This is a genomic window from Rhizobium sp. WSM4643 (assembly GCF_025152745.1).
GTDB classification, from domain to species: Bacteria; Pseudomonadota; Alphaproteobacteria; order Rhizobiales; family Rhizobiaceae; genus Rhizobium; species Rhizobium leguminosarum_I.
Map to the genome: position 1 here is coordinate 3,972,620 of NZ_CP104040.1, position 19,881 is coordinate 3,992,500.

Annotated in this window: 9 protein-coding genes, 1 tRNA gene, 2 rRNA genes and 2 pseudogenes; 9 read left to right on the top strand and 5 right to left on the bottom strand. The window is 59.0% G+C overall.

Going from position 1 to position 19,881, the window contains the following annotated elements; all coding sequences use genetic code 11:
- Window positions 1-76: 76 nt before the first annotated feature.
- From N1937_RS19665 to N1937_RS19690, 6 genes and pseudogenes are all read left to right on the top strand, one after another.
- Window positions 77-669, top strand: a pseudogene (locus tag N1937_RS19665) (DJ-1/PfpI family protein).
- A 25-nt stretch (window positions 670-694) separates the two neighbouring features.
- Complete coding sequence (locus N1937_RS19670) at window positions 695-1,045, top strand: ribbon-helix-helix domain-containing protein (protein WP_017968034.1); 351 nt, start codon at window positions 695-697, stop codon at window positions 1,043-1,045.
- Window positions 1,046-1,211: 166 nt separating this feature from the next.
- Entirely contained in the window at window positions 1,212-1,919 is a 708-nt protein-coding gene (locus tag N1937_RS19675; RefSeq protein ID WP_260056803.1) for an SDR family NAD(P)-dependent oxidoreductase, read from the top strand.
- A 290-nt stretch (window positions 1,920-2,209) separates the two neighbouring features.
- Window positions 2,210-3,343, top strand: coding sequence for a calcium:proton antiporter (locus N1937_RS19680; protein WP_260056804.1), 1,134 nt, complete (start codon window positions 2,210-2,212; stop codon window positions 3,341-3,343).
- A gap of 373 nt (window positions 3,344-3,716) precedes the next feature.
- Window positions 3,717-4,916, top strand: coding sequence for an efflux RND transporter periplasmic adaptor subunit (locus tag N1937_RS19685; RefSeq protein ID WP_222386942.1), 1,200 nt, complete (start codon window positions 3,717-3,719; stop codon window positions 4,914-4,916).
- A gap of 143 nt (window positions 4,917-5,059) precedes the next feature.
- A complete protein-coding gene (locus tag N1937_RS19690) occupies window positions 5,060-8,230 on the top strand; it encodes an efflux RND transporter permease subunit (RefSeq protein ID WP_260056805.1) in 3,171 nt (1,056 codons plus the stop codon).
- 94 nt (window positions 8,231-8,324) lie between these two features.
- Here the strand turns inward: N1937_RS19690 and N1937_RS19695 are convergent, their stop codons facing one another.
- Both N1937_RS19695 and N1937_RS19700 read right to left on the bottom strand, forming a co-directional pair.
- Window positions 8,325-9,125, bottom strand: a complete 801-nt coding sequence (locus N1937_RS19695; protein ID WP_260056806.1) for a hypothetical protein — start codon at window positions 9,123-9,125, stop codon at window positions 8,325-8,327.
- Window positions 9,126-9,391: 266 nt separating this feature from the next.
- The gene (locus N1937_RS19700) at window positions 9,392-11,923 is read right to left on the bottom strand and encodes a methyl-accepting chemotaxis protein (RefSeq protein ID WP_260056807.1); all 2,532 of its coding nucleotides are present in this window, start codon (window positions 11,921-11,923) and stop codon (window positions 9,392-9,394) included.
- A gap of 1,084 nt (window positions 11,924-13,007) precedes the next feature.
- Here N1937_RS19700 and N1937_RS19705 point away from each other — a divergent pair.
- The 3 genes and pseudogenes from N1937_RS19705 to N1937_RS19715 all read left to right on the top strand — a co-directional run bounded on the left by N1937_RS19705 (window position 13,008) and on the right by N1937_RS19715 (window position 15,770).
- Window positions 13,008-13,910, top strand: coding sequence for a universal stress protein (locus N1937_RS19705; protein WP_222296460.1), 903 nt, complete (start codon window positions 13,008-13,010; stop codon window positions 13,908-13,910).
- 89 nt (window positions 13,911-13,999) lie between these two features.
- A pseudogene (locus N1937_RS19710) lies at window positions 14,000-14,353 on the top strand (sulfite exporter TauE/SafE family protein); the annotation flags it as partial.
- Between the two features lie 190 nt (window positions 14,354-14,543).
- On the top strand, window positions 14,544-15,770 hold the full coding sequence (locus tag N1937_RS19715) for an SLC13 family permease (RefSeq protein WP_260056808.1): 1,227 nt from the start codon (window positions 14,544-14,546) through the stop codon (window positions 15,768-15,770).
- Between the two features lie 264 nt (window positions 15,771-16,034).
- Here the strand turns inward: N1937_RS19715 and N1937_RS19720 are convergent.
- The 3 genes from N1937_RS19720 to N1937_RS19730 all read right to left on the bottom strand — a co-directional run bounded on the left by N1937_RS19720 (window position 16,035) and on the right by N1937_RS19730 (window position 19,566).
- Window positions 16,035-16,111 (bottom strand) — tRNA-Met (locus N1937_RS19720).
- Window positions 16,112-16,313: 202 nt separating this feature from the next.
- Window positions 16,314-16,428: ribosomal RNA gene (rrf, locus tag N1937_RS19725) — 5S ribosomal RNA — on the bottom strand.
- A 260-nt stretch (window positions 16,429-16,688) separates the two neighbouring features.
- Window positions 16,689-19,566: ribosomal RNA gene (locus tag N1937_RS19730) — 23S ribosomal RNA — on the bottom strand.
- Window positions 19,567-19,881 lie beyond the last annotated feature (315 nt).

Here is a 19,881-nt window from a genome sequence, read left to right on the forward strand (position 1 = left end):
TTGTAGTATTCCCATAGTGCCTGCTCGCAGCAGCTCTTTGCTAATCTCCGCCAGTTGGTTTCACAGGGAGGAAACGATGCCAGCCTCAAAGATCCTGATGATCACGGGTGACTTCACCGAAGATTACGAAACGATGGTGCCGTTCCAGACGCTGCTCGCCTGCGGCTATACCGTCGATGCCGTCTGCCCCGGCAAGAAGGCCGGCGACACCGTCGCCACAGCCATTCATGATTTCGAAGGCGACCAGACTTATTCCGAAAAACGCGGCCATAATTTCGCGCTGAACGCCACCTTCGACAGCGTGCGCGCCGAAGATTACGACGCCCTCGTCATCCCCGGCGGCCGTGCGCCCGAATATCTGCGCCTCAACGCCGATGTCATCAAATCCGTGCGGCACTTCTTCGACGCCGGAAAACCCGTCGCCGCCATCTGCCACGGCGCGCAGCTGCTTGCCGCTGCCGGGGTTTTGAAGGGCCGCACCTGTTCGGCCTATCCCGCCTGCCGGCCGGAAGTCGAACTTGCCGGCGGCATCTATGCCGACATATCAATCAGCGATGCAGTCTCGGACGGCAATCTGGTCACGGCGCCTGGCCGGCGCATCCGTCGTGGCTGCGCCAGTTCATGGCTGTGCTCGATGCCGCAGCACTGCTCGAAACCAACGCCGCCTGAGGAGGGCTGCACTGGGGAGGATGATATGTGTGAACTCTTCATCAAGGCGGATGCGCGGCTCTGGGAAAGCACCACCCGGTCGCTGCGCATCGACGGCATGGTCACCAGCGTCAGGCTGGAGAACTTCTTCTGGGCGAAGCTGGAGGAAATCGCCCGGCGCGACGGCATGAATGTCGTCCAGCTGATCACCCGGCTGCATCATGAATCGATCGATGCCGGCCACGATCTCGGCAACTTCACGTCCTTCCTGCGGGTCTGCTGCGCTCGCTATCTCGACCTGCAGCTCACCGGCGACATCCCGGCCGATGTCACCCGTCCGATCGCCGGCCTCGACGCACCCGTCATCCTCGGCCGCGAACGGGCGAAATATCACTGATCTCAGATCCCACACACGATCAGAGACGAACGGCCCGCGGATAGCTCCGCGGGCCGTTCCGCAAACATCTGACCTTGTCTTGGGCGGCGGGCTTGCGCTGGCGCACAGCCTGGATCAACAATGCGCGGCAGCGTCCAGCGCGGGCACCGTCAGGAGATCGATTGCCATGAACGAACAGAAAGCCGTGATCGTGACGGGAGCCGGCGGCAACCTCGGCAGCGCCGTTGTCCGCGAGCTTGCCAGCGCCGGCGCAAAACTCGTCTGCATGAACCGTTCGGGCCATGAGCTGGAAGCCTTGGCCGGCGATCTTCCAGCTTCCACCGAATTTCTGACGATCGCGGGAACGGATCTCACCGATTATGCCTCCTGCGCCGCCGCTGTCGCCCGGGCCGTCAAGCGCTTCGGCGGCGTCAGCGCGTTGGTCAACACCGTCGGCGGTTTCCAGATGGGACCGGTCGGACCGGAGGCCCCCGCGCAGTGGGAGACGATGATGACGGCAAACGCCCGCACTGCCCTGACGATCAGCGCCGCGGTTCTCCCCACCATGAAGGCCGCGGGCTACGGCCGCATCGTTCATATCGCCGCCGCACCCGGCCTGAAGGCCGGCGCCAAGCAGGCCGCTTACGCCGCCTCGAAAGCCGCCGTCATCCGGCTGACCGAGGCGATCGCTGCCGAATGCCGCGACGACCGCATCACCGCCAACTGCATCCTGCCCGGGACGATCGACACGCCTGAGAACCGCGCGGCCATGCCCGATGCGAAGACGGACGGCTGGGTATCGCCGCAATCGATCGCCCGCCTCATCGCCTTCCTGATTTCGCCGGCAGCAGCTGTCGTCACCGGGGCGGCAATCCCGGCGACCGGCCGCGGATAATGGAAGACGGCGCGAGCAGCAGCCGCAACGCACTACAACCGCCCGCGCCGCGCGTTGGCCGGGCCTCGGCTTGCCCTCTGTTTCGGCAGTCACTTTGTCGGGAACAATGGATGATGAGATAGAGAGACCTGCAAGTTTTAGTCAGTGACACACGATCTGGCTTGAGCTTCGGTTCACCTTGAGGCAGCCTCGTCTCCACCCGCTCATGTGACGGGCACAAGACAGCGGGCGGACACAATGGTCTTGACGATCGCATTGCGGTGGCATTTGCCAGAAGGCGGGTGGTTTCGATGACGGACGGTCCGGCATTGCGCGCTGTCGGCGCAAGCAGCCTGATACGCGAGGAATGGTTCCTGGGCGTCAGCGTCGCGACGAGCTTGGCGTTTCTTGTTTTCCAGGAGCAGTTCTTCGGGCACCTTTCCGATCCGCTTTGGTTCACTGTCGTTTTCGCGTGGCTGTTCGCTGCCGTCCTCGGCTCCGCTCTGTCGGTTGTCCGGCACGCGGATCATTTGGCAGAGCGGTTGAAGGAGCCCTACGGCACGCTTATTCTGACGCTTGCCATCACCTCAATCGAGGTGATGGCAATATCAGCCGTCATGCTTCACGGCGAGAACAATCCCACACTTGCGCGCGACACCCTTTTCGCAGTCGTCATGATCATCCTGAACGGCATGGTTGGCCTGTCCTTGCTGCTGGGCGCATGGCGGCGACCGGAACAGCAGCATAACCTGCAGGGCGCCAACGCCTATCTCGGGGTCATCGTACCGCTGGCGACCCTGAGCCTGGTGATGCCGACATTTCTTGCGGGGCCGGAGGGTCAGCATCCATCTGCACCGAGACAACTGATACTGGGTATAATATCGGTCGGCCTTTACGCCACATTTCTGTTTCTTCAGGCCGGCCGCCATCGGGACTATTTCACCGACGACAGCAACCGTCACGAGCGCATCAGCGAACGTGTCCCTCGTCATGGACCGGTCTGGCTTCATGCCATTTTGCTTTTCGCCCATATGGCTCCTGTCGTCTTTCTCGTCGAACAGCTTGCCCGGCCAATCGATTACATTATCGAAACCCTGCATGCTCCAACCGCATTTGGCGGTGTTGTCATGGCCATCCTCGTCGCGACGCCTGAAGCAGTCAGCGCCGTGCGTGCATCCATCGCCAATAATCTCCAGCGCTCCGTCAACATCTTCCTTGGTTCGGTGCTGTCGACGATCGGGCTGACGGTGCCGGCGATGCTCGTTGTCAGTCAGCTCTACGGACACCCCGTGACGCTCGGCCTGGAGCATGGGGATCTGGTGATGCTCCTGCTTACTCTTGCCGTCAGCATCATCACCTTTGCCAGCGGCCGCACACATCTCATGCAAGGCGCTGTCCATCTGGTGCTTTTCCTGGCTTACGTGCTGCTGATTTTCCAACAATGAAACCTGCCCGATTGCCGCCGTACAAGATCCGGAAAGTAAAGAGTTCCGCGCTTGGTCTGTCTTCCGCTATGATGACGGGTGCTATTGCACAGCTTGCAAGCAATCGCGGTGGCTGCAGGACCTACGTGGCCCCCGGGAAATCGTAGCCGCGTCACGGCGTCCGTCGAGGACGAGCTCACAGTTTAATTGCGCACCAGCAGCTATTGCAATTTTTAGCAATGCCGCGACATAATATCGCATGCCCGGAACTTTTCGGAGAAGGGTCGTCTCCGCCGAGGCACGCATGGAGATTACAGCGTCGCGCGTCTTTTTCACACGCGCAAAAGGATGCTGTAGATCTTTGAAATTGCTCGTAAACATCGGGGCGGCGGCAATGCGTGTGAGATTGTATCAGGGTCTGCACCTGTCCGTGGTGCTCGCCGGCATAGCAATTCTCGCTGGCTGTGAGGAAAGCGGCAACACTTACGTTGCCCCTCCTCCACCTTCGGTTCGCGTCGCCCTGCCGGTCCAGCAACCGGTAACGCTCTATTTCGAACTCACCGGCAATACGGCGCCGCTCAATTCCGTCGATATCGAGGCGCGTGTCCAAGGCTATGTCCAATCGATCGACTACCAGGACGGTATGATGGTGACGAAGGGCACCAAGCTCTTCGGAATCGAGCGTAACACCTACCAGGCGCAACTGGATCAGGCCAAGGCATCGCTCGCCTCGCAACAGGCATCTCAGGTTGGCGCGCAGCAGGAATACGACCGGCAGCTCAATCTATCGAAGCAACAGGTCACCACGCAGACCGCCGTCGACAGCGCCAAGGCGACGCTCGACGAGGCGAATGCGTCCATCCTCAACGCTCAGGCCAATCTCGATCTCGCGACGATCAGCCTCGGATATACCGAAGTGCTTGCACCGTTCGACGGCACCGTCACCGATCACCTCGTCGATATCGGCGCGCTTGTCGGCGTATCCGGTCCCACCAAACTCGCCAGCATCGTTCAGACGGATCCGCTTTATGCCTATTTCAACGTCAGCGAAACCCAGGTGCTGATGATCAAGGAAACGCTGGCAAGGCAGGGGCACACCTTTAAGCAGACGGACCTTCCAAGCATTCCGGCGGAGCTCGGCCTGCAGACCGAGGAAGGCTACCCCCACAAGGGACATCTCGATTACGTATCGCCGCAGCTCGATGCCTCCACAGGCACGCTTCAGGTACGCGCCCTGTTCGACAACAAGGACCGCGCCATGCTGCCCGGTCTCTTCGTGCGCGTCCGCGTGCCGGTCGGCCACAACGACAAGGCTCTGCTGGTGCGCGACGACGCCATCGGAACGAACCAACTGGGCAGCTACCTGCTCGTTCTCGGCAAGGACGACGTCGTCGAGCAGAAGCAGGTCAAGACCGGCCAGCGCGAAGGTGCACTCCGTGTCATCGACTCCGGCCTCGATCCGGAAGACTGGGTCGTAACCCAAGGTATCCAGCAGGCCATCCCCGGCAGCAAGGTCACGCCCGAGAAGATCGAAATGAACCCGCCGGCAGCTGCCGCTGGCGATACCAAGGCAAAGACCACCACCACGCAATGAATTCGCCACCATGCTTCACCTGACCGTCTAGAGCGGTTCAGCTTTTCATGGAAACGCAGAACCGCTCTAACCTTTTGTTTTGTCACAATTCCGAACGGAAAACCGCTTCGCACCTTTCCTGGAATTGCTCTAAGGACAACAGCATGATCTCGCGCTTCTTCATCGAGCGACCGGTACTCGCCAACGTTCTGGCGTTGGTCTTCGTGCTCATCGGCGCGGTGGCTCTGTTCCAACTGCCCGTGGCGCAATATCCGAATGTCGTCCCGCCGACGGTGCAGGTGACGACGCGCTTCCCAGGCGCCAGCGCCCAGACCCTCATCGACACCGTCGCTCTGCCGATCGAGCAGCAGGTCAACGGCGTGCAGGACATGCTCTACATGCAGTCGACGAGCGCCAGCGACGGCACCTATTCGCTGACGGTGACCTTCGCCATCGGAACGGATCCCGATCAAGCGCAGGTTCTGGTGCAAAACCGCGTCGCCATAGCGATGTCATCGCTTCCCGAAGCGGTGCAGGTTCAAGGCGTCACGACACAGAAAAAATCGACGGCGATCCTCGGCTTCGTCAGCCTGACCTCGCCGGACAGCCGCTATGACAGCCTGTTCCTGTCGAACTATGCCGTCATCAACCTGCAGAATGAACTCGCCCGCCTGCCGGGCGTCGGCAACGTCACCGTGTTCGGCGCCGGCCAGTATGCCATGCGTATCTGGATGGACCCGAACCTGCTGCAGGCGCGCGGTCTGACGCCGCAGGATATCGTCAACGTGGTGCAGCAGCAGAGCCAGGAGGTCGCCGCCGGCCAGATCGGCATTCCGCCGGTCCCGAACGGGCAGGTCTTCCAATACACGCTGAATGTCAACGGCCGGCTGAACGAGGCTGCCGATTACGAGAATATTGTCGTCAAGGTCGAAAGCGGGGAAGGCGGCCGCGTCACGCGCATCCGCGATATCGGTCGCGTCGAACTCGGCGCCCAGACTTACAGCCAGTCCTTCATGCAGAACGGCCGACCGGCGGCCGGCATCGGCATTTTTCAGCTTCCGGAGGCCAACGCCATTGCGGTGGCGCAGGAGGTGGGCGCAAAAATGCAGGAGCTTTCGAAGAGCTTCCCGCAGGGCCTCGAATATCATGTGCCGTTCGACACGACGAAATTCGTCAAGGCGTCCATCGACGAGGTTTACGTCACTTTGATCGAGGCGGGCGTCCTCGTTCTCATCGTCATTCTCGTTTTCCTGCAGGATTGGCGGGCAATGCTCGTTCCGGCGACCACCGTTCCGGTCACCATTATCGGCGCCTTCGCGGCCATGGCGGCATTGGGTTTCACGGTCAACCTGTCGACGCTGTTTGCCATCGTTCTCGCCATTGGCATCGTCGTCGATGATGCCATCGTCATCGTCGAGGGTGTCGCCCGCCACATCGAGGCGGGCATGTCCGGCCGACAGGCGGCCGAGAAGGCCATGGAGGAACTCCTCGGTCCGGTCATCGGCATTACGCTGGTGCTGATGGCCGTTTTCATTCCGGCCGCCTTCCTGCCCGGCCTGACCGGACAGCTTTATCGGCAATTCGCCCTCGTCATCGCCGCCACGGCGCTGATCAGTGCCATCAATGCCGCCACGCTGAAACCGACGCAATGCGCCCTTTGGCTGCGGCCGCCGGTCCCGCCCGAGAAACGCAACGCCCTCTATCGCGGCTTCAACAGGGTCTACGACAAAGGCGAACGCGGCTATGCCGGGCTGATCGGATCGATGACCCGCCACGCCGGTGTCATGGCCATAGCCGCAATTGTGCTGATCGGGGTCGCCGTCTGGGGTCTCACCCGCCTGCCGACCGCGTTCCTGCCGATCGAGGATCAAGGTTACGTGCTGATCAGTGCACAACTGCCTGACGGTGCCTCGAAGGAGCGCAGCGATGCCGTAATGAACGAGGTCGGCAAGATCGCCGAAGCCACACCTGGCGTCGATCAGGTGCTGACGATCAGCGGCATTTCCGTTCTCGACAACAATGCCAGCCTGCAGAATGCCGGCGTCGCCTATGTCGTGCTGAAGGATTGGGACGAGCGCAGCAAGCAGAAGGGGCAGGATCTGCTGTCGATTTACCAGCATCTGAACGGCGCGCTGCAAAGCGTGCTCGCCGCCAAGACGCTGGTGGTCGTGCCGCCTCCGATCCAGGGCGTCGGCAATGCCAGCGGCTTCACGATGCAGGTCGAGATCAAGAACGGCATTTCCGACTACCCGCTGCTGCAATCGCTTGCCGATACGATCGTCAAGAACGGCAGTGCCCAATCGTCGCTGCAAAGGCTGAGCACGCCTTTCCGCTCGAACGTGCCGCAACTCGCAGTCGCCGTCGACCGCATCAAGGCGGAGACATTGGGGGTTACCGTCGGTCAGGTTTTCTCGGCGCTCTCCGGCTACGTCGGCTCGAGCTATGTGACCCAGTTCAACAAATTCGGCCGCACCTTCCAGGTCTATGCGCAGGCCGCTTCCGATTTCCGGGTCAGCGCGGATGATATCCGCAAGCTGAGGGTCAAGGCCGGTGACGGGACAATGGTGCCGCTCGGCACGGTCGTCGATGTCACGACGACTCAAGGCCCCTCCCTGATCAGCCTCTACAATCTCTACCCCTCGGCAACGATCGTTGGCGGGCCGGCCGCCGGCTTCAGCTCCGGCCAGTCGCTCGACGTCATGGAGCAGATTGCCGATCGAACGCTGCCGCCGGGCGCCGGTTTCGAATGGACGGCTCTATCCTACCAGGAGAAGGCCGTGGGCGGGCAGATCTATTTCGTCTTCGCGCTCGCCATCTTCCTCGTCTATTTCGTGCTCGCCGGCCAATATGAAAGCTGGATCTTGCCGCTGGCGGTCATTCTGGCCGTGCCGCTCGCCCTCCTCGGCACGGTGGCGGCCCTGACGGCAGCGGGCGTTGCCAACAATCTCTATACGCAGATCGGGCTCGTCCTGCTGATTGCGCTGGCATCGAAGAATGCCATTCTCATCGTCGAATATGCGCGGGAAAAGCGGGCGGAAGGCATGGAAATTGTGGATGCCGCAGTCGAGGCCGCCCGCCTGCGTTTCCGGCCGATTCTGATGACGTCCTTCGCCTTCATTCTCGGTGTCCTGCCGCTGGTGCTGGCGACGGGCGCCGGCGCATCCGCCCGCAAGTCGATCGGCATTTCGGTCTTCAGCGGGATGATCGCCTCGACCTGCCTCGCCGTGCTCTTCGTACCGTCCTTCTACGTCCTGCTGCAGCGCCTCGAGGAATATTGGAAAGGGCGCATAAAGACAGCAGCCGTCGCGGAGGCGGAGATGCCGAAGGTTCAGTAAGGCTGTTGCAACAGCCTGTCGCGCAATCACCAGCGGTTTCACGCGGAGGCAAGTTGCTGTTGAGTCTCTTCACTGCGCAAGTTTCGAACAGACACTATAATCCCGAGGTCAGGACCCGGTGGCATGCAGGCGACACGCGTTGCAAATTGTCCCGCAGACAAGCGATAGCCCGTCCTCCGCCCAAAGGCACCGTGCGGCACAGAGCCTGAAAATCCGATCCGCAGGTTTCGCGCAGGATCATCAGTTCCTCGCGCGGCGAGAAGGCCGGCATCATGGTCCGAGGAACAGGCGTGGTCGCAACCGTCGCGGCAGCACCGCCGCTGGCTGGGGTTGATCCGGCTGATCCTCCCCCGGCTGATCCTCCCAAGGCCGCAACGGCCTGCTGACACGGCGCCGATAGAGCGGCACTGTGCTGTTGCAAGCAGCTGAGCGCCTCGGTACCGCCCGGTTTGACACCAGAGCATTGCGCCATAAAATCGCGTTGGCAAGCCGATTTGACGGCATTGCGCTGCGCCTGCGTCGGTGCGGCCGTCGCCGGCGCCGGTGTGGTCGCCCCGGTGGTTGCGGGCGCAGCCGGGGCCGGCTCCGCGGATGTCGACTTGGGTTTGCTCACCGCCGACACCGCCTTCCGGCAGCCCGCCGACAGTGTGGCATTATGCTGTTGCAGACAAGTGAGCGCCTCGATGCCGCCCGGCGTCACCCCTGAGCATTGCGCGATGAAATCGGAGCGACATTCCGCCTTGATCGCATTGCGCTGCTCTTCGGTCGGCGCCTGCGCGGACGCGGCGCCAGCTAAGGGCACCACTGCGCAGAACGTTGGCAATCCCGAGATAGCAAAGAGAAGAAGACGCCTTCCATGCGGGGCCGTCAGTAGAGAAGATGCCCATTTTCGCATTATTCCTCCTCCCATAAATCTCTAATCTACTTCATGAAATCGAACGTCCTGCTGAATAGGATAATAAACGCCCGTCAGTTGGAGGGACGTTGCTTGCCGCTGCGGAAATATTAAAACGGCGGCTCCACGTATATTAGAAGATTGCTATTTTAGCAACTATCGTGCGCCTGAAAACTGATCAAGGGAAACGTATCACTCATCAGCCTGATGATCGGAAATCATCCATCTCAAAGCAAGTTATCAGGTACTGCGAATACATGCTGCCGTCATGCCGCCGCAGTCTGGTACCCTCTTGAAGCCGCGCGCTCGTGGCCTTCAAGCCGAAAGCGCGCAATCATGTCGGTAAGTGCAAGCGCCTCGGACGATAGCTGTCTGGTGGCAGCATTCGTCTCTTCCACCATCGCCGCATTTTGCTGCGTCATACGATCAATATCGTTCACCGATGCGTTGATCGAATGGAGTGTCGTCGCTTGGTCGCGGCTTGACGAGGCAATGAGCTCGATATGACCGACAATATGGACGATCTCGCTGGAAATCTCCATCAGCGCATCGCCGGTGCGGCCGACGAATTCGGAGCCGGATGCAACCTCTCGGACGGAATTGTTGATGAGCTCACCGATTTCCTTGGCTGCGCGAGCCGATCGCTGCGCCAGCTCTCGCACTTCCTGCGCCACGACTGCAAAGCCCTTGCCGGCCTCACCCGCTCTTGCCGCTTCGACTCCCGCATTTAAGGCCAAGAGATTGGTCTGGAAAGCGATGGAGTCGATGGCGCTGACAATCTGAACGATCTTGCCCGACGCGTCCTCAATTCGTCCCATGGCAGAAACCGCGTTTTGGACCACTGAAGCCGAGGCGTCGGCGCCCTGTTTGGCGCGTTGGACAAGCGCAAGCGCTGCTGCTGCCCGTCCTGAAGAGGTGTTGACGGCGGAAGAAATCTCCTCCACTGCCGCTGCGGTTTCCTCAAGTGCGGCGGCCTGCTTTTCCGTTCGGCTGGCTAGGTCATCAACGGCTTCCGCCATCTGTCGGCCATTGTCGCTGATGAGGGAAGACGTCTCGCGGATATCGCAAAGCGTCTCCCTGAGACCCGCGACGGACATGTTGAAATCGGTACGGATCCGGTCGAGGTCGGCGGCAAACGGCGTATCGATCGAAAAATTCAACTCTCCGCGCGACAGCCGCGTGAGCCCTTCTGCAAGCGCCTCGATTGCGGCGTCAACCTGGACCTTGGCGCTACGTCGCTCGAGTTCGTTACGGGCGCGCTCGGATTCCGCATCGCTCCGCGCGATCTCGGCCTGATGTTCCATGTCGACATTCGACAGCGCATTTTGTTTGAAGACGGAAAGCGCCCGGGCCATTTCCCCGATTTCGTCGCCCCGTGCCTCGCCGGTGATTGCGGTATCGAGCCTTCCCTCTGCGATCTTGCGCATCGCTGCGGTAATCTGGGTGATCGGTCCCTTCAGGGTGACGACCAGCGCGGCACCCGCCGTCATAGCGATCAGGATGCCGAACACAATGGCGCCACCGGATACCCTATTGGCCTGTTGACGATCCTGCCCAGCATTTTGCCTTTGCGTCTCGGCGAATTGAGCAAGCAGGTTCCAGGTGTTGTCGATCTGCGCCGCAGCGCTGTCGAATTCAGCCAGCTTGCGCGCCGCACCTTCGGAGAGCGCCGCCGCGTTTGCTGCAAGCAGATCGAGGACGGGTTGAGCCTTCTTCGGAATTTCGGCAAAGACCGGATCGTCGTTCACCACGCCGGCAAGACGGCCGAGCTCTGTCTGATACATGTAGATCGACTGCTGGACTTTCTTCACTCGCGCATCGTCTGGATTGCCGGCGAGTTCGGCGAAGCCGACGCGGATCTCGTTATTGCTGTTAACGATGGCGCGCAGTTCGTTGCCGACATTCGTCGCCTGCGAAATATCCTTGTCCGACGCGGCAAGCGCGAGCACGGAGGTTCGCATCAGATCGTCGCCAACCGCCTTGAGACTGTCGCCAGTTGCAGCAAGATTGGCAACGGTGGCATCCGTTGCTGGGACATCCAAAGTGTCAGGCGACACCTTCGAAGCGTTGGCAATGACGTCCACAGCAGCGGCATACTGCGCGGCGAACGCTTGTTTGTCGGTCGCGACCGCAGGCGAAAGCTGCTCCTTTGCCTTTTGCAAATCGGGCGCGTATTTGGCTAACAGGCTAACTTTGTCAGCCGGCGTCATCGCATTCGTATAGTCATTACGAAGTTTTGTCGCGACACTGGCGGCGGCGCTGACGGAGACGGAATTGTTCAGTCCGCCCTTGTTGGCATTTTCCGTCTTCTTCGCGCTAGCCATCAGCATGAACGAGCGCTTGCCAACCTGCCCTTGCAGATCAAGAAGTGCCGCGGAAGCAGCGTCAACATCACTGAGAATTTTCTGCTGCCCCGTTTCGATTTGCCAGATCGCTTCGATCTTTTGCGGGATGATTTGCGATTGATCGAGTGCCCGGTCAAGAAGCCCCACATCGGTCGTCGGCCTTAGGCTCTCGATCGTCTGCTTCAGGTTGCCCAGTTGCTCTCGGGCATCCGCAAGCGCGGTATCACGGGCTTCCTGCGACGGCTTCATCAGAAAGCCGGTCATGCTGGAAGAAACATGTTTGAACCCGTTCAGGGACTGCAAAACATGGTTGGAGATCTCCATCCGACCTTCGAGAAGGCTGGCCGCGTAATAGCCCGTCAGCCCCACTGCGCATAGGCTAATGACGAATGGCGCCAAAAGTACCAGCACCTTCGTCTGAATGCGAACTTGCGACATCAAACCATTTACCACGAATGCACCCCCACCACCGATCGGAGCCAAACTGTCATTCTTTGCTTAAGAACCGATAAATGGGTTGATCCGAGGATTATGCACGCCTCATCTGTCGCGGCGAGGCATGAGGCATCAGAAATGCGGCGATATCTGTGATGACATCCATCAATTCACCCGGATTATGGGCAACGTCTTCAACAAACGCTCTCCATTGCCGTTGCTTTTGCTGATCCTCGGCAAATGCTCCGCTAGTCCTCAAGTCAATTGGCGACGATCTGGCGGCGCTAAGATTTGTCGACAGGCTCGCTGTTTGGGTTGGGCACGGGCGCCTCCCTTGTATCTCGGGGCGGATCTTTGCGATCGTCAGGGTCCGATGGCGCTTCCTTGTGGTCGGGGCGATTGACGCGCTGGTCTTTAGGAATGCCCTTCTCGGATGGGGCAGCATTTTTTGCGGGCATGATCAGTTCCTCCACTTCACGCGTACGAACCGATCGAAGACATTGAAGGTTCCGACCGCCGTCGCATGAAGTTATCGACGTATTGGCAGCCGCGGGCAGCGGAAGGTCCATATCTTTGATATCGGTGGCCGATCTCTTGCTCCCTCTTTTGGGGAAGAAGCGCGCGCGGGGCCTGCTACAGTGATACGACGCTGCGCTGCCAAGGACCTGAAGCTCTGGCAAAAGTTTGAGGGATTCTTCGTTCAACGATTCCTTCGCTACGACCAACGAACGCGAAGGCACGGAGATCGCCCGGCAGATCGTCGCCACCTTCCTCGACGATCGCGCGCGCATGTTCTTCGTCACCCGCATGTTCGAGTTCGCCAACGGAGGCAGGTCGGACGTGGCGTCCTGGCGCCGAACTCCGGGACGACGGAACCCGCAGTTTCAACGTTACCGAGGCGGCGCCTTTGCGCACGAGTTTTGGCGGGGATCTCGATATTAGGACATTCTCGCAGCGTCGGCCGGCCGGAGGCGCCGATCAATTGAACGGGTGACCTTGAACAATCCTGCACCGCCGGCGGCGTTGCGAGCCATGCGACGCGGGCGTAAAATGAAGTTCTGTGGACTGGGAGCGATGCAAGCATCGTGGAAGGAGGTCCGACATGAACTATGTGCTCTCAAGTGACGGCTCGTCGAGACCGCCGTCACAACCGGCTGGCGTCATCTTCGCCGACCATGTGCATGAGATCACCGTCCATGCCGATATTCTCGCATTGCTGCCCGATCCGGCAACAGCACGCTCTTGCCTTGATATCGCCGAGGATGCCGCAGGTGCCATCAATGGCACCATGGCCGCCGCCCATGTCGGCGCGGATCCGGAAAGGATGATCGCTGCGGCCGAGGAGATCGACCTGCAGCTACTGAGAGAGCACGATGAAGGCTCGCCGTCGCAGCGGTTCGAGCGTGTCGCACGCGCTTTCGAGGATTGGAAGCAAGGTAAGCCTGATCGAGACCGGCTCCTTCTCGACGACTGCCGCGGCGATCTCGATCGTTGCGTGACGACCGAATGCCATGAGACGGCGCTTGTCGTTGCCCCGTGCCATGGCAACATGGATGCCCGTGACACGTTCCACGACATCCTGTTCAACGAACACAAGTTGGTGCTGGTGCCGCCACCCGGCCAATATGCCGGCAACCTGCTCGGCCATGTCGTGATTGGCTGGAAGCCGCAGGATCATGCGCAGCGCGCCGTCGTCGCGGCGAGACACTGGCTGGCGACGGCCGATCGCATTACCGTTCTCTGCGTCAACGACAGACCCGACGGAAGTTATCAGTTCACGGCGCGGGAACTGCTCAAGCAACTCGGACTCGACGGCGACGTTATCGCGATCAACTCAGGCGCCCGCTCCGTCGGCGAAACGATCCTCGATTTCGCAAAAACCGAGAAGGCCACCTGCCTGCTGATCGGCGCCTACAAGCACGGATATTTCTTGGAGTTGCTGCTCGGCCGCGTCACTCGCTATCTGTTGTCACATAGAACGCTCCCGATAATGATGAAGCATTAGCTACACTTGGCGGGTATGTGACTGGCATGGGCCAACGAAAGCCGCTACAGAGTCGATATTTCCATCAGGCGCTATCGACCGCAATACCGATGAACGCAACGACAGCACCTCAGTCTCGAAGCTTACCCATTGCATTCGACGGAGGCGCAATTATCGGCACCCTCGGCAGGCTGGTTGGCCTTGGCGGCGCGCAGTTCCGCTTGCCTCTTCCGATCGGCCTTTTCAGTTTCGCGACCCTGGAAGTGGCCATCCTTAACAATGCCATGAGCCTCGTTGTGGTCGCAACCGCCCTGCCGTTCCGCGCCGGAATAGTGCCTTTCGCCGCTCTCGCTGAGAACTGGCTTATCGTTTCCAACCTGCTCGGTGGAAGCCTGTTCGGTGCATGGCTTGGGGCGGGATGGGCAACGCGCCTGAAATCGGCGGCGCTCTACAAGATCATAAGCGGAGATCTTCACCACAATCAGATGACAGGCGACGATGCGAGGCCGGAGAAACTGCAGTGGAGAGCGTCTCTACTCGCGTTGGAAATTAGCGAAACAAGACGTGGGCAGGTCAGGAGCCGCTTGACCGGCTGCCGGCCTTTGTCGACACAATGGTGCGATCGAAAACGGACGCGATGGACGGCCTCACACAATGACAAATCTCGTCGTTATTCTCTTCGGGCTCACCTATCTCGGGATGGCATTGGGACGCGTCCCGGGACTTAGGATCGACCGCGCCGGCATCGCAATGATCGTCGCAGTCGCGCTGGTCGCTCTCGCGGCAGTTCCCGTCGACGGGATGAGCGAAGCGATCCATTTTCCGACCTTGCTTTTGCTTGGCGGCTTGATGATCCTTTCCGCGCGTGTTGGTGCAAGCGGCTTCTACGACGCGGCGTCGGTTTGGATAGCGGGCCAGGCAGGCAGGCCGTTGCGCCTGCTCGCCTTGACGATCACGGTCGGCGGCATCCTCTCCGCTTTCCTTGTCAACGATATCGTTGTTTTCGCCATGACGCCGCTGCTGTGCACCGGCCTCAAAGTGCGGAAACTCGACCCACGGCCATTCCTGCTTGGTCTCGCAGCGGCCAGCAACGCGGGTTCGGCCGCCACCTTGATCGGCAATCCACAAAATATCCTCATCGGTCAGGCCGGCGCGCTGGGGTTCTGGCCCTATTTCACGCAGGCCGTCGTTCCGGCGATCGCAGGTCTTGTTCTCAGTTTCGGATGCATCGCGTTCATCTGGCGATCAAGTCTCGCAGCGGCAGACGACGGCGCACCCCTCGAGCCTGTAGCCTTCCACCGCGCTCAAGTTGGAATCTGTACCGTCGCCCTTCTTGCGCTGCTTGTCTTGTTTGCCACGCCGCTGCCACGCGAGATCTCGGCTCTTTTGGTCGCCGCCTGCCTGATCGTAAGCCGCACCCTTCCGACCCGGCAACTCTTCGGCGAAATCGATCTGCCATTGCTGATCCTGTTTGCGGCCTTGTTCGTCGTCAACGACGCCTTCGCGCGGACGGGAATTCCGGAGGAGGCCGTGCGGATGCTCGCCGCCCATGGCCTCCTTCCCGATCGAGTTTCGTTCCTTGTGCCGATCTCGCTCTTTCTGAGCAACACGATCGGCAATGTTCCCGCCGTGGTGATGATCCTGAAGGTCTGGCAAGAGATCCCGGAGGGGGTCCTGATCGGCCTCGCCATTCTTTCGACGCTGGCCGGAAACCTGTTTCTGGTCGGAAGCCTTGCAAATCTGATCGTGGCCGAGCGTGCCTCAGCCCAAGGGGTACGGCTGACTTTTCGGGATCACGCGAAAGCTGGCGTACCGATCACACTCCTATCCATGGTCTTCGCTGGCCTCTGGTTGTGGCTCGGTGGTTTCATGCCTCTTTAGGCATGCCTGGCAACTCAGGCTCGAACTGAGATAACCTTCAGCATCATTGTCGATGTGATCAGACTGACGCCAATCCAGATCGCGATGATGGCGACCATGGCTCCGCACCGCAACCCGCCGCTACCGAACCAACAACAGCAACCAAAAACCGCTGGAGCGAACTCAAAACTGGATAAAACTTGGGGGCAAGGTCTCGACCCACCGGTAAGCAGAAACGCAAAAGGCCCGCAGGAGGCGGGCTTTTGCGTATGTGTATTTGGGATTTGGTTGCGGGGGCAGGATTTGAACCTGCGGCCTTCAGGTTATGAGCCTGACGAGCTACCGGGCTGCTCCACCCCGCGCCATGATGAGCTGTCTGGGGCAAGCCCGGACTTTTTGTTTGCCGGTCCTCGAAGGCTTTGCCTTCTGCGGTTCCGGCGGGGGCTGCTCCACCCCGCGTTATTATATTACAGCAGAAAGGGCCGCTTGGGCGACCCTTTTTGTTCGGCATGGGCCGTTTGTTTTGTTTAGAGAAGATTGTTTTATCAAAGTTGCGTTTTGCAGACCTGGCAGCGACCTACTCTCCCGCGTCTTAAGACGAAGTACCATGGGCGCAGGGGCGTTTCACGGCCGTGTTCGGAAAGGGAACGGGTGCAGCCACCCCGCCATAACCACCAGGTCGGCAAAGCGCAACTTTGTTGTTTTGAGAAGCTGGATTTGGAGCGAATAGGGAGTAGCCAATAGCGAATAGCGCTATTTGGTTCTCTTTCGCTGGTTTTGAACACGTCTTTTGGAACCTCTTCCGGCTGCGGGTGCTTGTGGCACCGATACAGGCCAGAGGCCGTCGCCAATCGTTTGGCGGGCCGTCCGCAGCGCCATGGCGCGTCAGGACAAAGGTCTGGCACATCGAACTTTGTTCGATGAGCATAGTCAATGAGAACGATCAAGCCGATCGAGCTATTAGTACCGGTAAGCTTCATGCGTTGCCGCACTTCCACACCCGGCCTATCAACGTGGTCGTCTTCCACGGCTCTGATAGGGAATACTCGTTTTCAGGTGGGTTTCCCGCTTAGATGCCTTCAGCGGTTATCCCGTCCATATGTAGCTACCCTGCTATGCCCTTGGCAGGACAACAGGTCCACCAGAGATATGTCCATCCCGGTCCTCTCGTACTAGGGACAGATCCTGTCAATATTCCTACACCCACGGCAGATAGGGACCGAACTGTCTCACGACGTTCTGAACCCAGCTCACGTACCGCTTTAATTGGCGAACAGCCAAACCCTTGGGACCTGCTCCAGCCCCAGGATGCGATGAGCCGACATCGAGGTGCCAAACAACCCCGTCGATATGGACTCTTGGGGGTCATCAGCCTGTTATCCCCGGCGTACCTTTTATCCGTTGAGCGATGGCCCTTCCACGCGGGACCACCGGATCACTATGACCGACTTTCGTCTCTGCTCGACTTGTCAGTCTCGCAGTCAGGCGGGCTTATGCCATTGCACTCGACGACCGATTTCCGACCGGTCTGAGCCCACCATCGCGCGCCTCCGTTACTCTTTCGGAGGCGACCGCCCCAGTCAAACTACCCACCATACACTGTCCCGGACCCGGATGACGGGCCGCGGTTAGACATCCATGACGATAAGGGTGGTATTTCAAGGATGGCTCCACGGAAACTGGCGTCCCCGCTTCAAAGCCTACCACCTATCCTACACATGCCGACACGAATGCCAGTGTAAAGCTATAGTAAAGGTGCACGGGGTCTTTCCGTCTGACCGCAGGAACCCCGCATCTTCACGGGGAATTCAATTTCACTGAGTCTATGTTGGAGACAGCGGGGAAGTCGTTACGCCATTCGTGCAGGTCGGAACTTACCCGACAAGGAATTTCGCTACCTTAGGACCGTTATAGTTACGGCCGCCGTTTACTGGGGCTTCGATTCAAAGCTTGCACCTCTCCTCTTAACCTTCCAGCACCGGGCAGGCGTCAGACCCTATACGTCGTCTTGCGACTTCGCAGAGCCCTGTGTTTTTGATAAACAGTCGCTACCCCCTGGTCTGTGCCACCCCATAATAGTTGCCTACCATGGGGTCACGCTTCTTCCGAAGTTACGCGTGCAATTTGCCGAGTTCCTTCAACATAGTTCTCTCAAGCGCCTTGGTATACTCTACCTGACCACCTGTGTCGGTTTCGGGTACGGTCTATACGGTGGAGCTATTTCCTGGAACCGCTCCGCTGCCCTGATAATCCAATAAACCAGAACAACTTGTGCAATCCGTCACTACCACCAGGCCCACGAATATTAACGTGGTTCCCATCGACTACGCATTTCTGCCTCGCCTTAGGGGCCGGCTAACCCTGCTCAGATTAACTTTAAGCAGGAACCCTTGGTCTTTCGGCGAGAGGGTCTCTCACCCTCTTTATCGTTACTCATGTCAACATTCGCACTTCCGATACCTCCAGGAGCCCTCACGGGTCTCCCTTCATCAGCTTACGGAACGCTCCGCTACCACTTGCATTACTGCAAATCCTCAGCTTCGGTGCATGGCTTCAGCCCCGTTACATTTTCGGCGCAAAGACCCTTATTTAGACCAGTGAGCTGTTACGCTTTCTTTAAATGATGGCTGCTTCTAAGCCAACATCCTGGTTGTTTTGGGATCCTCACATCCTTTCCCACTTAGCCATGACTTGGGGACCTTAGCTGGAGGTTAGGGTTGTTGCCCTTTTCACGACGGACGTTAGCACCCGCCGTGTGTCTGCCGAGTAGTACTCCCCGGTATTCGGAGTTTGGTTAGGATCAGTAAGACGGTGAGTCCCCATAGCCCATCCAGTGCTCTACCCCCGGGGGTATTCGCTCGACGCTCTACCTAAATAGATTTCGCGGAGAACCAGCTATTTCCGAGTTTGATTGGCCTTTCACCCCTAGCCACAAGTCATCCCAATCTATTGCAACAGATGCGGGTTCGGTCCTCCAGTTGGTGTTACCCAACCTTCAACCTGCTCATGGCTAGATCACTCGGTTTCGGGTCTAATGCAACAAACTAAATCGCCCTATTCAGACTCGCTTTCGCTTCGCCTACACCTACCGGCTTAAGCTTGCTTGTTACACTAAGTCGTTGACCCATTATACAAAAGGTACGCCGTCACCCTTGCGGGCTCCGACTGTTTGTAGGCATCCGGTTTCAGGTTCTATTTCACTCCCCTTGTCGGGGTGCTTTTCACCTTTCCCTCACGGTACTTGTTCGCTATCGGTCATGCACGAGTACTTAGGCTTGGAGAGTGGTCTCCCCATGTTCAGACAGGATTTCTCGTGTCCCGCCCTACTCTAGGACAATCATGATATCTACGCGTACGGGGCTGTCACCCACTACGGCCGCACTTTCCAGAGCGTTCCACTTTAATCACAATTGCCACTGGCCTGGTCCGCGTTCGCTCGCCACTACTTGCGGAGTCTCGGTTGATGTCCTTTCCTGCAGGTACTTAGATGTTTCAGTTCCCTGCGTTCGCTTCTTACACCCTATGTATTCAGGTGCAGATACCTTATCACAATGCTTGGAACCTGGCGTCGCCTTGCGACGCAGCGAATAGTTGTTAGCGAATAGCGAATAGAATTTAAAAACTATTCGCTACTCACTATTCGCTATTCGCGGCGCCTGCGGCGCCAGATTCCCAAGCATTTAAGGTGGGTTGCCCCATTCGGAGATCCATGGATCAAAGCTCATTCGCAGCTCCCCACGGCTTTTCGCAGCGTATCACGTCCTTCATCGCCTGTGCATGCCAAGGCATCCACCAAATGCCCTTACGACACTTAATCGTTCTCATTGCCAATGCTCATCGTCTCGTTGCCCGTTCCGAAGGAACGGCAACAGACCGGGTTACCTTTTACAACCCAGTCAATCCAACAATGCCATTAACGTGTTCGACAGGGCTGCTTTATTGGAGCTACGCCGAGCAGCTCGCTTGCAGCCTGTCTTAAGACCAGCTTCTCGAGATATGATCCGATACCGCGCGGTCAGGCAACGGTAATCCGATCGTTCATCAGACGAAGCCCAAAGGCAACGAACAACAAACGATCCAGAGTGACAAGCTTCCCTCCTACCTCCAGTCCTTCACCCATATCCGGCTAAGC

Coding starts and splice junctions, on each gene's coding strand:
- N1937_RS19670 (WP_017968034.1), top strand. CDS start 695: ATGTGTGAACTCTTCATCAAGGCGGATGCGCGGCTCTGGGAAAGCACC.
- N1937_RS19675 (WP_260056803.1), top strand. CDS start 1,212: ATGAACGAACAGAAAGCCGTGATCGTGACGGGAGCCGGCGGCAACCTC.
- N1937_RS19680 (WP_260056804.1), top strand. CDS start 2,210: ATGACGGACGGTCCGGCATTGCGCGCTGTCGGCGCAAGCAGCCTGATA.
- N1937_RS19685 (WP_222386942.1), top strand. CDS start 3,717: ATGCGTGTGAGATTGTATCAGGGTCTGCACCTGTCCGTGGTGCTCGCC.
- N1937_RS19690 (WP_260056805.1), top strand. CDS start 5,060: ATGATCTCGCGCTTCTTCATCGAGCGACCGGTACTCGCCAACGTTCTG.
- N1937_RS19695 (WP_260056806.1), bottom strand. CDS start 9,125: ATGCGAAAATGGGCATCTTCTCTACTGACGGCCCCGCATGGAAGGCGT.
- N1937_RS19705 (WP_222296460.1), top strand. CDS start 13,008: ATGAACTATGTGCTCTCAAGTGACGGCTCGTCGAGACCGCCGTCACAA.
- N1937_RS19715 (WP_260056808.1), top strand. CDS start 14,544: ATGACAAATCTCGTCGTTATTCTCTTCGGGCTCACCTATCTCGGGATG.